The sequence below is a fragment of the Pseudomonas sp. B21-010 genome (genome assembly GCF_024749325.1).
Taxonomy (GTDB): Bacteria; Pseudomonadota; Gammaproteobacteria; order Pseudomonadales; family Pseudomonadaceae; genus Aquipseudomonas; species Aquipseudomonas kilonensis.
Window position 1 is genome coordinate 2,102,730 of sequence record NZ_CP087198.1, and the last position, 14,514, is coordinate 2,117,243.

Genomic DNA, 14,514 nt, shown 5'->3' on the forward strand with positions numbered 1-14,514 from the left:
TTGTAACGGGGTGTGTTCAAACACGGCGTTCGGGTGATGCCAGGCAACTGTCGCAACAGCCGGTATTCACCTGCCTTTGCGGCCTTTTTGACGAACGATTGTCGAACGCATCGGGTCGGGTCGACCTGAAACCGGCAGTCGCCAGCGCACGCAAAGGCAAGCTTAGACCCGATTCCGGGGAACCGAAAGAAAGACTATGGGAGGGTGCGACAATGCGTCGCGCAGGGACACGGAACAGCCGCATCCAGACGGATGCGGCTGTTCACGCGGTCAAGATTTATTCGCTTTTGTGTTCGGCTTGCAGGCGCTCGGCACCGGCGGCGTGGGACAGGCTGTAGACGTAGGCGGCCAGCAGTTGCACCTTGTCATTGCCCAGCAACTCATTCTGCGCTGGCATGTGGCCCTGGCGACCATGGCGAATGGTCTGCTGCAACTGTGCCAGGCTGGTGCCGTAGATGAAGCCGGCCGGTTGCGTCAGGTTCGGCGCGCCCATGGCTTCGGTTCCCTGGCCGTTGGCGCCGTGGCAGGCGACACAGGTGGTGCTGAAGGCTTGCTGGCCGGCTTGCAGGTCGGCACCGCTGTCCGCCGGCAGAGGCAGGCCGGCCAAGTCGTGGCGTACGTACGCGGCCACATTCTTGACCCCGGCCTCTCCCAGCACTTCGCCCCAGGCCGGCATCGCCGCCATGCGGCCGCCCATGATGGTGGTCTTGATGGTGTCGGCAGCGCCGCCCCAGCGCCAGTTGCTGTCGGCCAGGTTCGGGAAGCCGAAGGCACCCTTGGCGTCCGAACCATGGCAGACCGAGCAGTTGGAGGCGAACAGGCGGCCACCCATCTTCAAGGCCTGTGGGTCCTTGGCCACTTCCTCCACGGGCATGGCGGCGAATTTGGCGAAGATCGGTCCGAACTTGGCATCGGCCTTGGCCATTTCCTTTTCCCATTCATGGGCGCCGGTCCAGCCGTTCTCGTAGCCTGGCAGGATGCCTTTCCAGTTGCCCAGGCCCGGATAGAGGACCAGGTAGCCGACGGAAAACACCAGGGTGCCGGCGAACAACAGGAACCACCACTGCGGCAGCGGGTTGTCGTACTCCTCGATGCCGTCGAAGCTGTGGCCCATGGTCTGGTCGACGCTGCCCTTGGTCTCGCCCTTGCGAGTGCCGATCAGCAACCACGTCAGGCCGATGAGGCTGCCGATGGTCAGTACGCAGATCCACGTACTCCAGAAGGTGGTCATGGCCGGGTGCTCCTTGTTGCAGGGTCTTGGGGGGTGGCGATGTCGGCAGCTGGCTCGTCGGCGAACGGCAGCAGGCGCGCTTCGGCGAACTCTGGACGACGTTTGCTGCTGAATACCCACAGGGTCAGGCCGATGAAGGCGATGAACACCACGACCGTGCCCAGGCCGCGGATCATTCCAGTACTCATTTCAAGAACCATGGCTCACCTCTTGCTCTTGATGGCAGTGCCGAGCACTTGCAGGTAGGCCACCAGCGCGTCCATTTCGGTCTTGCCCTTGAGCGAGGCCACGCTGCCCGTGATGTCGTCGTCGGTGTACGGCACGCCCAGGGTGCGCATGGCGCGCAGCTTGCCTTCGGTGTGGCTGCTGTCTACCACCTGGGTCACCAGCCACGGGTAGGCCGGCATTTTCGACTCGGGCACGACGTTGCGCGGGTTGTACAGGTGGGCGCGGTGCCAATCATCGGAGTAGCGCGCGCCGACCCGTGCCAGGTCCGGCCCGGTGCGCTTGGAGCCCCACAGGAATGGGTGGTCCCAGACGCTTTCGCCGGCGACGGAGTAGTGGCCGTAGCGCTCGGTCTCGGCGCGGAATGGACGGATCATCTGCGAGTGGCAGCCGACGCAACCTTCACGAATGTAGATATCACGGCCTTCCAGTTGCAGGGCGGTGTAGGGCTTCATGCCGTCCACCGGTTTATTGGTCACGTCCTGGAAGAACAGCGGCACGATCTGGGTCAGGCCACCAATGCTCACGGCCAGGACCATCAGCAGCATCAGCAGGCCGACGTTTTTTTCGATTGTTTCGTGTTTCATGGTGGACTCCTCAGGCCATCTGCGCGGCAGCGGCGGCTTCGGCAGGCTGGTAGGCCCGCACGGTGCGCCAGGTGTTGTAGGCCATCAGCAGCATGCCGAGGAGGAAGATCGACCCGCCCGCCAGCCGCACGACGAAGCCTGGGTGGCTGGCCACCAGGGTTTCGACGAAGGAGTAGGTGAGCGTGCCGTCTTCGTTCACCGCACGCCACATCAGGCCCTGGGCGATGCCGTTGACCCACATCGAGGCGATGTAGAGCACGGTGCCGATGGTCGCGAGCCAGAAGTGCGCGTTGATCAGGCCGATGCTGTGCATCTGTGGCCGGCCGAAGACTTTCGGGATCATGTGGTACAGCGCACCGATGGAAATCATCGCCACCCAGCCGAGCGCGCCGGCATGGACGTGGCCGATGGTCCAGTCGGTGTAGTGGGAGAGGGCGTTGACGGTCTTGATCGCCATCATCGGACCTTCGAAGGTCGACATGCCGTAGAACGCCAGGGACACCACCAGGAACCGCAGGATCGGGTCGCTGCGCAGCTTATGCCAGGCCCCCGACAGGGTCATCATGCCGTTGATCATGCCGCCCCAGCTTGGCGCCAGCAGGATCAGCGACATCACCATGCCCAGGGACTGTGCCCAGTCCGGCAGCGCGGTGTAGTGCAAGTGGTGAGGGCCGGCCCAGATGTACAGGGTGATCAGTGCCCAGAAGTGCACGATGGACAAGCGATAGGAATACACCGGGCGCTCGGCCTGCTTCGGCACGAAGTAGTACATCATCCCCAGGAAGCCTGCGGTGAGGAAGAAGCCTACGGCGTTGTGGCCGTACCACCATTGCACCATCGCGTCCGTGGCCCCGGCGTACACCGAGTAGGATTTGGTGAAGCTCACCGGCAGCTCCAGGTTGTTGACGATGTGCAGGATCGCCACGGTCAGGATGAACCCGCCGAAGAACCAGTTACCGACGTAGATGTGCTTGGTGTTGCGTTTGGCCACGGTGCCGAAGAACACAATCGCGTAGGCCACCCAGACGATGGTGATCAGGATGTCGATCGGCCATTCCAACTCGGCGTATTCCTTGGAACTGGTGTAGCCCAGTGGCAGGCTGATGGCCGCCAGCAGGATCACCAGTTGCCAGCCCCAGAAGCAGAACGCGGCGATTTTCGGCGCGAACAGCTGCGTCTGGCAGGTGCGTTGCACGGAATAAAACGAACTCGCAAACAACGCGCACCCGCCGAAGGCAAAGATCACTGCGTTGGTGTGCAGTGGGCGCAGGCGGCCGAAGCTGGTCCATGGCAAATCGAAGTTGAGTTGTGGCCAGACCAATTGGGCGGCGAGAAAAACCCCGAGCCCCATGCCGACGATGCCCCACACCACCGTCATAATGGCGAATTGGCGGACCACCTTGTAGTTGTAGGCGGTACTGATAGAAGTGTTCATGGTTCCCCATCCACGGTTCAGCCGAAGTAGCGCCTGCGCAAGGCAGTGCGGCGTTCTTCGCCTGGAGTTATAGGCAGACTAAAAGCGAGGTCAGCATGGACAAACAGCACAAGGCCAGTATTGACGGGGATCAATGGGCGCGATGTGTGGCCGAACACGGCTGGTTATGGACTGCCGGGCAATCGGTCGCCAGCGCCAGGGCGCCAACCCTGATCCTGGCCCATGGTGCCGGTGCGCCAATGGACAGTGGCTTTATGGCGCAAATGGCCGCGCGCCTTGCCGCGCAGGGCGTCAACGTATTGCGCTTCGAGTTTCCCTACATGGCCCAGCGGCGCCAGGATGGGGGCAAGCGTCCACCCAACCCGGCGCCTAAGTTGCTGGAATGCTGGCGTGAGGTGTACGCCACGGTGCGGCCTTATGTCGCTGGACGGCTGGCGGTGGGGGGCAAATCCATGGGCGGGCGTATGGCGAGCCTGCTGGCCGATGAACTGGGCGCCGATGCGCTGGTGTGCCTGGGGTATCCCTTCTACGCGGTGGGCAAGCCGGAGAAACCGCGGGTCGAGCATCTGGCGGCGTTGAAGACCCGGACCTTGATCGTCCAGGGCGAGCGCGATGCGTTAGGCAATCGGGAGGCGGTGCAGGGGTATGCCTTGTCACCGGATATTGAAGTGATGTGGCTGGCGGCGGGGGATCATGATTTGAAGCCGTTGAAGGCTTCGGGGTTTAGTCATGAGCAGCATCTGGAGGCTGCTGCGGGAAAGGTGGCGGCGTTTCTTCAGGATTGATGGCGTCTGTCCTGGCCTCTTCGCGAGCAAGCTCGCTCCCACAGTGGAATGCATTTGAATGAGCGACCCCAACCCCTGTGGGAGCGAGCTTGCTCGCGATAGCGATCTATCAGGCAACAAAAAACCCGGAAGCTTTCGCTATCCGGGTTTTCTGTATCAAGCAACGATCAGCGGTTAAACCGCTCTACCAACGAATACTGCGTATTGGCCGTGCGGGTCAGCTCTTCACTCAGCAGTGCCGAGCTGTGAGCCTGGCCAGAGGTCTGGTCGGCCAGCTCCGAGATATTGCTGATGTTGCGGCTGATCTCCTCGGCCACTGAGCTTTGCTCCTCGGTGGCGGCGGCGATCTGGGTGGTCATGTCGGTGATGTGGGCTACTGCTTCGCTGATCCCCACCAGTGCCTCGTCCGCTTCCATGACCCGCGCCACGCCTTCTTCGGCCTGGCGATGGCCGGCGTCCATGGTCTGCACGGCGTTGGTGGCGGTCTGCTGGAGCTTGGCGATCAGGGCGTGGATCTGCCCAGTGGATTCGCTGGTGCGTTGTGCCAGTTGCCGCACTTCGTCAGCCACCACGGCAAAGCCACGGCCCATCTCCCCGGCACGGGCCGCTTCGATGGCGGCGTTGAGGGCCAGCAGGTTGGTCTGGTCGGCGATGCCTTTGATCACGTCTACCACGCCACCGATCTCGTCGCTGTCCTTGGCCAGCTGGGTCACGGTCTGCCCGGTCTCGCCGACCACCACCGACAGGCGCTCGATGGCTTCGCGGGTTTCGCCGGCGATGTCGCGGCCGCGGCTGGTCAGGCGGTTGGCTTCCTGGGTGGCATCGGCGGTGCGCTGCACGTGGCTGGCGACTTCCTGGGTTGTTGCCGCCATCTGGTTGACGGCCGTAGCGACCTGTTCGGTCTCCACCCGCTGGCGCTCCAGGCCACTGGAACTGCTATGAGCCAGGGTATTGGACTGGCGAGCCTGGTCGTTAAGGTGCTCGGCGGTGTCCTGCAGGCGGGTCAGGCAGGTTTTCAGGCGTGCTTCCTGGCTGAGGATCGACATCTCCAGGCGTGCCTGGACGCCACGGCTGTCGGTGTACATCCGGGCGATCAGTGGGTCGGACGTGGTTTGCTCGGCCAGGCGCAGCAGGCGCTTGATCCCGCGTTGCTGCCATTGCAGGCCCATCAGCCCCAAGGGCACCGACAGCACGGCCGCCAGGGCAAAGCCCCAGGAGGAATCCAGGAACGCGCCGACGACGAAACTCAACTGGCTGACCAGGATAAACGGTAGCCAGTCCTGCAGCATGGGCACCCATTTGTCGCTGCCCGGAACCGCGGACTTGCCTTGGTTGATGCGTTGATAAAGCGCTTCGGCCCGAGCGATCTGTTCGGCGGAGGGCTTGACCCGCACCGATTCGTAGCCGACCACCTGATTGCCCTCGAACACGGGCGTGACATAGGCATTGACCCAGTAATGGTCGCCGTTCTTGCTGCGGTTCTTGACGATGCCCATCCATGGCAAGCCTTGTTTCAGCGTACCCCACATGTGTGCGAACACCGCGGATGGGACGTCGGGATGGCGCACGAGATTGTGCGGCGAACGAATCAGTTCTTCCTTCGAATACCCGCTGATGTCAACGAACGCGTCGTTGCAGTAGGTGATCACGCCCTTGGCGTCGGTGGTCGAAATCAATCGTTGCTGGGCCGGGAAGGTCCTTTCGCGTTGTGTGACGGGTTGGTTGTTACGCATGTGTGTTGATCCGCAAGACTTTGAAAGGCTATGAAAGGTTGTCGGCGGTGTCAGGTTTTAATTGAAGTTATTTTTGCCTGTCGCTATCACGCCAGCATCGGGTAGGTAAATAGGGCGAAATGAAGCAGATTGAGGAGAAAATGCGTAGCAATCGCCGCGCCCAGGCCGCCAAAACGATACGCCAGGCCGTAGCCGACCCCCGCCAGGCCCGACAACAGCACCCATTGCCAACCTGCGCCAGCGTGTACCACGCCGAACAGCAGCGAGGTCAGGAGCAGCGCCAGGTTGTCGCCGTAGCCCAGGTGTTTGAAGCGCCGGCTCAAGCCTCCCTGAATGTAGCCACGAAACAGCGCTTCCTCCACGAGCGTCACCAATAAAAGATTATTGAGCACCCACAACCAGGCGTGATCCGGCCATTTTGGTGCCCAATGGATCATGCCCAGCAGCATCGCCCCGCCGAGGGCCAGCACCGCGCTCAGCGCCAGCCCCAGGGCCGTGGCATAGACCGACAGGCGAAATGAGCGCCGGCCGACGATCCAGGGGCAGGCCAGCAGCAGCCAGAATCCGATCAGGGGCTTGTCCTGGTTGAAGTACATGGCAAATGGCGCGGCGTCGTCGGTCAAGCGTTGCGCGGGGATCGCCCGGCCATTGAAGAAGCCGGGCATCCAATGCAAGGCCAGCGCCAGGGCCATTACCACAAATAGAATGTGACCGAGAAACCGGCCGATTGGCATGGGTTGCTGGCGAACGGCATACCCGGCGAACAGCAATAGCGCGACTGAGATGAGGGCGGTCCAGGCCAACTGGCCGTAGGCCAGGGCCAGGCCATAGCCGATGGCGAGCATGGCCAGATAGGGCCAAGGTAAAGCGGGCATATAACATCCTTTTAGACGGTAGAGCTTTGGGCGAAAGTGGCCGCCGCGTCTATGACGCTGCCAGGTCGCGCAAAGAACACGTTTTGTATCCATGCAGGTTCATGCGTAGGAGGGGCAAGCCGTTGGCTGACTCGGTTCCGTGAGTGCCGACGGGATTATAGGCAGGCTCGTGCAAAGACGCCGCCTGTTAAAACGCTAATAACGGTCAGTAAGCCGCAGAACCTGTGGGAGCGAGCTTGCTCGCGATAGGGGCTTGTCAGTCAACATCGATGTTGGCTGTTCTACCGCTATCGCGAGCGAGCTCGCTCCCACAGGGGGCTGATCTTTAGCCGGCAATCAATTGCCGCAACACATAGTGAAGGATCCCGCCGGCCTTGAAATATTCCACTTCATTCAAGGTATCGATCCGGCACAGCACTTCGATTCGCTCCTGGCTGCCGTCCTCGCGGGTAATGACCAGGGACAGGTTCATGCGCGGCGTCAGTTCGACGTCATTGAGCCCGAGGATGTCCAGGGTTTCCTTGCCCGCAAGGTTCAGGCTCTTGCGGTTCTGGTCGAGCTTGAACTGCAACGGCAGCACACCCATGCCCACCAGGTTGGAGCGATGGATGCGCTCGAAGCTTTCGGCGATCACCGCCTTGACCCCCAGCAGGTTCGTGCCCTTCGCTGCCCAGTCCCGGCTCGATCCGGTGCCATATTCCTGGCCGGCGATCACCACCAGCGGCGTGCCTGCGGCCTGGTACAGCATGGCGGCGTCGTAGATCGGCATTCGTTCGCCACTGGGGATGTAGATCGTGTTGCCACCTTCTTCGCCGTCGAGCATTTCGTTGCGAATGCGGATATTGGCGAAGGTGCCGCGCATCATCACCTGGTGGTTGCCACGCCTGGAACCGTAGGAGTTGAAGTCTCGCGGCTCCACGCCTTGTTCACGCAGGTAGCGACCGGCCGGGCTGTCCGCCTTGATGTTGCCGGCCGGGGAGATGTGGTCGGTGGTCACCGAGTCTCCCAACAGGGCCAGGACACGTGCACCCACGACGTTCTTGACCGCCGGTGGCGGCCCGTCGATGTCGTCGAAGAACGGCGGGTGCTGGATGTAGGTCGAGTCGTCCTGCCAGACGTAAGTCGCCGCCTGCGGCACTTCGATGGCTTGCCATTGCTCGTCACCGGCAAACACGGCGGCGTATTCCTTGTGGAACATGCTGGTGTTGACCTGGGCTACGGCGGCGGCCACTTCCTGGCTGCTGGGCCAGATGTCCCGCAGGTATACCGGTTTGCCGTCCCGGTCGTTGCCCAGCGGCTCGCTGCTGATGTCGATGCGCACGGTGCCGGCCAGGGCATAGGCGACCACCAGCGGCGGCGAAGCCAGCCAGTTGGTCTTCACCAGTGGGTGCACCCGGCCTTCGAAGTTGCGGTTGCCCGACAAGACCGAAGCCACCGTCAAGTCGGCTTTCTGGATGGCTTTTTCGATGGGCTCTGGCAACGGTCCGGAGTTGCCGATGCAGGTGGTGCAACCATAGCCCACCAAGTCGAAACCGAGTTTATCCAGGTACTCGGTCAGGCCGGCCGCCTTGTAGTAGTCAGTGACCACCTTGGAGCCCGGGGCCAGGGAGCTCTTGACCCAAGGCTTGCGGGTCAGGCCTTTTTCCACGGCTTTTTTCGCCAGCAGCCCGGCGGCCATCATCACGCTGGGGTTGGAGGTGTTGGTGCACGAAGTAATGGCGGCAATCACCACCGCGCCGTTTTTCAGGCGATGGGTGTGGCCTTCGTATTCGTATTCGGCTTCGCCCACCTGATCGGCATTGCCCACCGCGACGCCACCGCCACCTTCACTTTCCAGGCGACCTTCTTCTTTGCTGGTGGGTTTGACCTGCAACCCCAGGAAGTCGCTGAAAGCCTGGCCGACATTCGGCAGCGAAACCCGGTCCTGCGGGCGTTTCGGTCCGGCGAGGCTGGCCTCGACGCTGCCCATGTCCAGCTCCAGGGTGTCGGTGAACACCGGTTCCTGGCCGGGCAAGCGCCACAGGCCTTGGGCCTTGCAATAGGCCTCGACCAATTTCACCGTTTCCGCTGGGCGTCCCGACAGGCGCAAGTAGTCCAGGGTCACATCGTCCACCGGGAAGAAACCGCAGGTGGCGCCGTATTCCGGGGCCATGTTGGCGATGGTGGCGCGGTCGGCCAAGGGCAGGTCGGCCAGACCGTCGCCATAGAACTCGACGAACTTGCCCACCACGCCTTTCTTGCGCAGCATCTGCGTGACGGTCAGCACCAGGTCGGTGGCGGTGATGCCTTCGCGCAGCTTGCCGATGAGTTTGAAGCCGATGACCTCGGGAATCAGCATCGACACCGGTTGGCCGAGCATGGCCGCTTCCGCCTCGATCCCGCCGACGCCCCAGCCCAGTACGCCGAGGCCGTTGATCATGGTGGTGTGGGAGTCAGTGCCCACCAGCGTGTCGGGGAACGCGTAGGTGCGACCGTCTTCCTCTTTGGTCCACACGGTGCGGCCCAGGTATTCGAGGTTGACCTGATGGCAGATGCCAGTGCCCGGCGGCACCACGCTGAAGTTGTCGAAAGCGCTCTGGCCCCAACGCAGGAAGGCGTAGCGTTCGCCGTTGCGCTGCATTTCGATGTCGACGTTCTGCTCGAACGCCTGGCTGCTGGCGAATTTGTCGACCATCACCGAGTGGTCGATCACCAGGTCCACCGGCGACAGCGGGTTGATCCGCTGGGGATCGCCGCCGGCCTTTTCCACGGCGGCACGCATGGCGGCCAGGTCGACCACGGCGGGGACGCCGGTGAAGTCTTGCATCAACACCCGCGCGGGGCGGTATTGAATCTCGCGGTCGGAGCGGCGCTCCTTGAGCCACCCGGCCAGGGCCTTGAGGTCGGTGCCGGTGACGGTTTTTTCATCTTCCCAACGCAGCAGGTTTTCCAGCAGTACCTTCAACGACATGGGCAGTTTGTCCAGGTCGCCCAGGCTTCGGGCGGCATCCGGCAGGCTGAAGTAGTGGTAGGTCCTGGCGTCGACTTGCAGTGTTTTAAGGGTCTTCAGGCTATCGAGGGACGGCATTGAAATCACTCCTTTGAGTCCGCACGGCTACGGACTGACGGAACGGACAGAGCCTTTAACCTAGCCCTGTTTTGAGCGTATGACTAATCACTGGACTCTATGGGCAGGTTCGCGGTTCCGAACTCCGCTATCATGCGGCGGTTTTCGTGACAGGCTTTGCTACGGAGTTTCAATGAACACGCTTTTCATGCACTGCCGGCCGGGCTTCGAAGGCGAGGTCTGTTCCGAGATCGCCGAGCACGCGGCCCGACTCAACGTGGCCGGCTACGCCAAGGCCAAACCGGCCAGTGCCTGCGCTGAATTTGTCTGCACCGAAGACGGCGGCGCCGAGCGGCTGATGGGCGGCCAGCGTTTCGCCGAACTGATTTTTCCGCGTCAGTGGGCGCGCGGTACTTTCATCGATTTGCCGGAAACCGATCGCATCAGCGTCATCCTGGCCCACATGGCCGCTTTCCCGACCTGTGGCAGCCTGTGGCTGGAAGTGGTGGATACCAACGACGGCAAGGAACTGTCGAACTTTTGCAAAAAATTCGAAGGCCCCTTGCGCAAGGCGCTGATTGGCGCCGGCAAGCTGGTGGACGACCCGCGCAAGCCGCGCCTGCTGCTGACCTTCAAGAGTGGCCGCGAAGTGTTCCTGGGCCTGGCCGAATCCGATAACTCGGCGATGTGGCCCATGGGCATTCCCCGCCTGAAGTTTCCCCGGGAAGCGCCGAGCCGTTCCACCCTCAAGCTTGAAGAGGCCTGGCACCATTTTATTCCCCGGGACCAGTGGGACGAGCGCCTGCACAGCGACATGACCGGCGTGGACCTCGGCGCCGCGCCGGGCGGCTGGACCTGGCAACTGGTCAACCGGGGCATGCTGGTGACCGCCATCGACAATGGCCCGATGGCCGAAAGCCTGATGGACACCGGCCTGGTGCAGCATCTGATGGCGGACGGCTTCACGTTCAAGCCCAAGCAGCCGGTGGACTGGATGGTCTGCGATATCGTCGAGAAGCCGGCACGCAACGCGGCGATGCTGGAGGAGTGGATTGGCGAAGGGCATTGCCGCGAGGCCGTGGTCAACCTCAAGCTGCCGATGAAACAGCGTTATGCCGAGGTCAAGCGCCTGCTCGAACGTATCGCCGAGGGGTTCAAGGCTCGGGGGATCAAGGTTGAGATCGGTTGCAAGCAGCTGTACCACGACCGCGAGGAAGTGACGTGCCACCTGCGGCGGTTGGACACCAAAAAGCCCAAGTCTCGCTAATCCCCTAAGGACAATGAGACCCCCTGTGGGAGCGAGCTTGCTCGCGATGGCGCCGGCACATTCAACATTGATGCAAGCTGACCCACCGCTATCGCGAGCAAGCTCGCTCCCACAGGGTGCGGCGTTAAGCCAGGGGTGACCGAACGCCGACATTGCGCGACAATGCCGGCCAGTTTCAGGAGTAGAACATGAGTGAAATGAACGATACGCCGGTGGACGGCACGCTGGATGCCACGGGTCTCAATTGCCCGGAACCGGTGATGATGCTGCACCAGCACATCCGCGACCTGGTCCCCGGCGGGCTGCTGAAAGTGATCGCCACCGACCCCTCGACTCGCCGCGACATCCCCAAGTTTTGCGTGTTCCTGGACCACGAACTGGTGGCCCAGCAGGAGGAAGCGGGCACTTACCTCTACTGGATTCGCAAGAAACTCGCTTAATCCGTCGAGCGGCTGAGGCGGATCTGCTTGCGCGCGCTGCGTGCCAGGCGGATCGACAGCATCAGCGCCGCGCAGCTCAAGCCCACGATCAGGCCTTGCCACAATCCGCTCGGGCCGCTGGCGGCACCGAGCCAGTCGGTCAGGCCCAGGGCGTAACCCACCGGCAGGCCGATCCCCCAATAGGCGAACAGGGTCAGGATCATCGTCACCCGGGTGTCCTGGAAGCCGCGCAACGCGCCTGCTGCCGTGACCTGGATCGCATCGGAAAACTGGAACAGCGCCGCGTAGACGATCAGCATCGACGCCACGTTGATCACCACCGGATCGGCGGTATAGATCGCCGCGATGGGCCCGCGTAGCGCGAACATCAGGCTCGCCGACAGGCAGGCGTACGCCAGGGCCGTGCCCATGCCCACCCCAGCAGCGAAGCGCGCTTCGCGAGGCTGACGACGGCCCAGGGCCTGGCCGACCCGCACCGTGACGGCCATGCCCAGGGAGTAGGGGATCATGAACACCAGGGAACTGAAGTTCAGCGCGATCTGGTGCCCGGCCACCACTGTGGCGCCGAGGCTGCCGATCAGCAGCGCAATCACCGCGAAAATACTCGACTCGGCGAACACCGCAATGCCAATCGGCAGGCCGATGCCCAGCAGGCGCTTGATCACCGCCCATTGCGGCCAGTCGAAACGGCTGAACAGCCGGCTCGACTGATAGGCCGGTGCCCAGCGCGCCCAACCGGCCATGCCCAGGGCCATGACCCACATCACGATGGCCGTGGCCCAGCCACAACCGACGCCGCCCATGGCGGGCACGCCCAGGTGCCCGTAGATAAAGATGTAATTGAGCGGAATGTTCAGCGCTAGCCCACATAACCCCAGCACCATCGCCGGCCGCGTGCGACCCAGGCCATCGCTGAAGCAGCGCAGTACGTGATACAGCGCCACCGCCGGCAGGCCCGTGCCGATGCCGCGCAGGTATTCCATGCATGGGCCAATCAGTTCAGGGTCGACTTTCATGATGTGCAGGATCGGTTCGGCGCTGAACAGCGCCAGCGTCGCGATCAACCCCACCACCAATGCCAGCCACAGCGCCTGGCGCACCAGCGGCCCGATCTCGTCGAACGTACCGGCACCGAAGCGCTGGGCAACTTTCGGCGTGGTCGCCAGCAATGTGCCGGTCATCAACAGGAACACCGGCACCCATATCGAGTTGCCCAGGGCCACGGCCGCCAGGTCTCGCGGGCCAACCCGACCGGCCATCACCGCATCGACAAACCCCATGGCGGTGGTTGCCAGTTGCGCCACCATGATCGGCAAGGCCAGGGCCAGCAAGGTCCTGAGTTCCAGGCGAACGCGGGCCGGGCGGGAGAGGGTGGTGGGGGTATCGATGACAGGGTTCACAGGGAAAGCGTCCGAAAAGGTTAAGCGCAAGGCGGCGAATTCTACGCTTTGACGCAGTGGTCAGGAAAAATCCTGTGTTGTGGATTTGTAATCGTTCGCTCAGTCGTGCAAATGCTGTTGTGGCGAGGGAGCTTGCTCCCGCTCGACTGCGCAGCAGTCGCCTGCACTTTGGGCCCGCTTCGCAGGCCAGCGGGAGCAAGCTCCCTCGCCACAATTTAGTTCACTGAGGTAATGCGCTGGCCCATCGAGGCGAGGAACGCCTACACTGCGCCTCCCGCCAAAGGAGCTCTGCCATGCTGATCGTCGCCGACGAAAACATCCCCCTGCTTGATGCATTTTTCCAAGGATTCGGCGAAATCCGCCGGGTACCGGGCCGGGGGATCGACCGGACGATGGTCGAGCAAGCCGACGTGCTGCTGGTGCGTTCGGTCAGCCAGGTCAATCGGGCTCTGCTGGAAGGCAGCAAGGTGCGCTTCGTCGGCACCTGCACCATCGGCACCGATCACCTGGACCTGGATTATTTCGCCGAAGCCGGTATCCGCTGGGCCAGCGCGCCGGGCTGCAATGCCCGTGGCGTGGTGGACTACGTGCTGGGCAGCCTGATGACCCTGGCAGAAATCGAAGGTGCGCAACTCGAGCAACGAACCTTCGGTGTGGTCGGTGCAGGCCAGGTGGGCGGGCGGTTGATCGAGGTGCTCAAGGGGCTGGGCTGGACCGTGAAGGTCTGCGATCCGCCGCGTCAGGCCGCCGAGGGGGGCGACTATGTGAGCCTGGAGCAGATCATCGAGCAGTGCGATGTGATCAGCCTGCACACACCGTTGACCCGCGACGGTGAGCAACCGACCTGGCACCTGTTCGACGAGGCGCGCCTGAACCAGCTCAAGCCCGGGACCTGGCTGATCAACGCGGCCCGCGGCCCGGTGATCGATAACGCCGCGCTACGCGAAGTGTTGCTGGAACGCGAAGACCTGCAAGCGGTGTTGGATGTCTGGGAGCAGGAACCCACCGTGGATGTGGACCTGGCCGATTTGTGCGTGATCGCGACCCCGCACATTGCCGGTTACAGCCTCGATGGCCGCCAGCGCGGCACCGCCCAGATCTACCAGGCCTTGTGCGCTTTCCTGGAGCGGCCGGTTGAAGTCAGCCTCAGCGACCTGTTGCCTCGGCCTTGGCTGGGTGGCATCACCCTGGATGCCGCAACCGACCCGGCCTGGGCCTTGGCGGCGTTGTGCCGGAGCGTGTATGACCCCCGTGGCGACGACGCGAACTTTCGCCGCAGCCTGGTGGGCAGCGTCAGCGAGCAACGCAGCGCGTTCGACGCCTTGCGCAAGCATTATCCGCCACGGCGGGAAATCGATAGCTTGAAGGTGCGTATCGAAGGGCAGTCGGCGGCCTTGCAACAGATCGTGACGGCATTGGGCGCCACTGTTATTTGATCACCGCTCTTGTGGCGAGGGAGCTTGCTCCCGCTCGGCGGTGTAGGAGCTGGC

The 14,514-nt window shown here is 62.8% G+C and carries 12 protein-coding genes; 4 read left to right on the forward strand and 8 right to left on the reverse strand.

Annotated features, from left to right (window positions below):
- Window positions 1-277: 277 nt before the first annotated feature.
- Genes ccoP through ccoN form a run of 4 tightly spaced genes read right to left on the reverse strand, consistent with a single transcriptional unit; the run spans window position 278 to window position 3,478 of the window.
- Entirely contained in the window at window positions 278-1,231 is a 954-nt protein-coding gene (ccoP, locus tag LOY50_RS09310; protein ID WP_253472875.1) for a cytochrome-c oxidase, cbb3-type subunit III, read from the reverse strand.
- The gene (locus LOY50_RS09315) at window positions 1,228-1,431 is read right to left on the reverse strand and encodes a cbb3-type cytochrome c oxidase subunit 3 (RefSeq protein ID WP_253472878.1); all 204 of its coding nucleotides are present in this window, start codon (window positions 1,429-1,431) and stop codon (window positions 1,228-1,230) included. The genes ccoP and LOY50_RS09315 overlap by 4 nt, the downstream gene beginning before the upstream one ends.
- A 3-nt stretch (window positions 1,432-1,434) precedes the next feature.
- The gene (gene ccoO / locus LOY50_RS09320; protein WP_258690697.1) at window positions 1,435-2,043 is read right to left on the reverse strand and encodes a cytochrome-c oxidase, cbb3-type subunit II; all 609 of its coding nucleotides are present in this window, start codon (window positions 2,041-2,043) and stop codon (window positions 1,435-1,437) included.
- 10 nt (window positions 2,044-2,053) lie between these two features.
- On the reverse strand, window positions 2,054-3,478 hold the full coding sequence (ccoN, locus tag LOY50_RS09325) for a cytochrome-c oxidase, cbb3-type subunit I (protein ID WP_003199614.1): 1,425 nt from the start codon (window positions 3,476-3,478) through the stop codon (window positions 2,054-2,056).
- Between the two features lie 95 nt (window positions 3,479-3,573).
- On the opposite strand from ccoN, the gene LOY50_RS09330 reads away from it, so the two are divergent.
- On the forward strand, window positions 3,574-4,263 hold the full coding sequence (locus LOY50_RS09330; protein WP_258690698.1) for an alpha/beta family hydrolase: 690 nt from the start codon (window positions 3,574-3,576) through the stop codon (window positions 4,261-4,263).
- A 167-nt stretch (window positions 4,264-4,430) separates the two neighbouring features.
- On the opposite strand, the gene LOY50_RS09335 is transcribed toward LOY50_RS09330, so the two are convergent.
- The 3 genes from LOY50_RS09335 to acnA form a co-directional block, all read right to left on the reverse strand.
- Window positions 4,431-5,996 (reverse strand): PAS domain-containing methyl-accepting chemotaxis protein, encoded by a 1,566-nt coding sequence (locus LOY50_RS09335; RefSeq protein WP_253472884.1) that lies wholly within the window; start codon window positions 5,994-5,996, stop codon window positions 4,431-4,433.
- Window positions 5,997-6,082: 86 nt separating this feature from the next.
- Complete coding sequence (locus LOY50_RS09340; protein ID WP_253472887.1) at window positions 6,083-6,871, reverse strand: CPBP family intramembrane glutamic endopeptidase; 789 nt, start codon at window positions 6,869-6,871, stop codon at window positions 6,083-6,085.
- Window positions 6,872-7,196: 325 nt separating this feature from the next.
- Window positions 7,197-9,938: an aconitate hydratase AcnA gene (acnA, locus tag LOY50_RS09345; RefSeq protein WP_258690699.1), complete on the reverse strand. Its 2,742-nt coding sequence runs from the start codon at window positions 9,936-9,938 to the stop codon at window positions 7,197-7,199.
- Window positions 9,939-10,110: 172 nt separating this feature from the next.
- On the opposite strand from acnA, the gene rlmM reads away from it, so the two are divergent.
- Window positions 10,111-11,184: a 23S rRNA (cytidine(2498)-2'-O)-methyltransferase RlmM gene (gene rlmM, locus LOY50_RS09350; RefSeq protein ID WP_253472907.1), complete on the forward strand. Its 1,074-nt coding sequence runs from the start codon at window positions 10,111-10,113 to the stop codon at window positions 11,182-11,184.
- 188 nt (window positions 11,185-11,372) lie between these two features.
- Window positions 11,373-11,624, forward strand: coding sequence for a sulfurtransferase TusA (tusA, locus tag LOY50_RS09355; RefSeq protein ID WP_014339369.1), 252 nt, complete (start codon window positions 11,373-11,375; stop codon window positions 11,622-11,624).
- Here tusA and LOY50_RS09360 read toward each other — a convergent pair.
- Window positions 11,621-13,024 (reverse strand): MATE family efflux transporter, encoded by a 1,404-nt coding sequence (locus LOY50_RS09360; protein WP_309475807.1) that lies wholly within the window; start codon window positions 13,022-13,024, stop codon window positions 11,621-11,623. The two genes, tusA and LOY50_RS09360, sit on opposite strands and share 4 nt — an antisense overlap.
- A gap of 293 nt (window positions 13,025-13,317) precedes the next feature.
- Between LOY50_RS09360 and pdxB the strand changes: the two genes are divergently transcribed.
- A complete protein-coding gene (gene pdxB, locus LOY50_RS09365) occupies window positions 13,318-14,460 on the forward strand; it encodes a 4-phosphoerythronate dehydrogenase PdxB (RefSeq protein WP_253472910.1) in 1,143 nt (380 codons plus the stop codon).
- The last annotated feature ends 54 nt before the right edge of the window (window positions 14,461-14,514 follow it).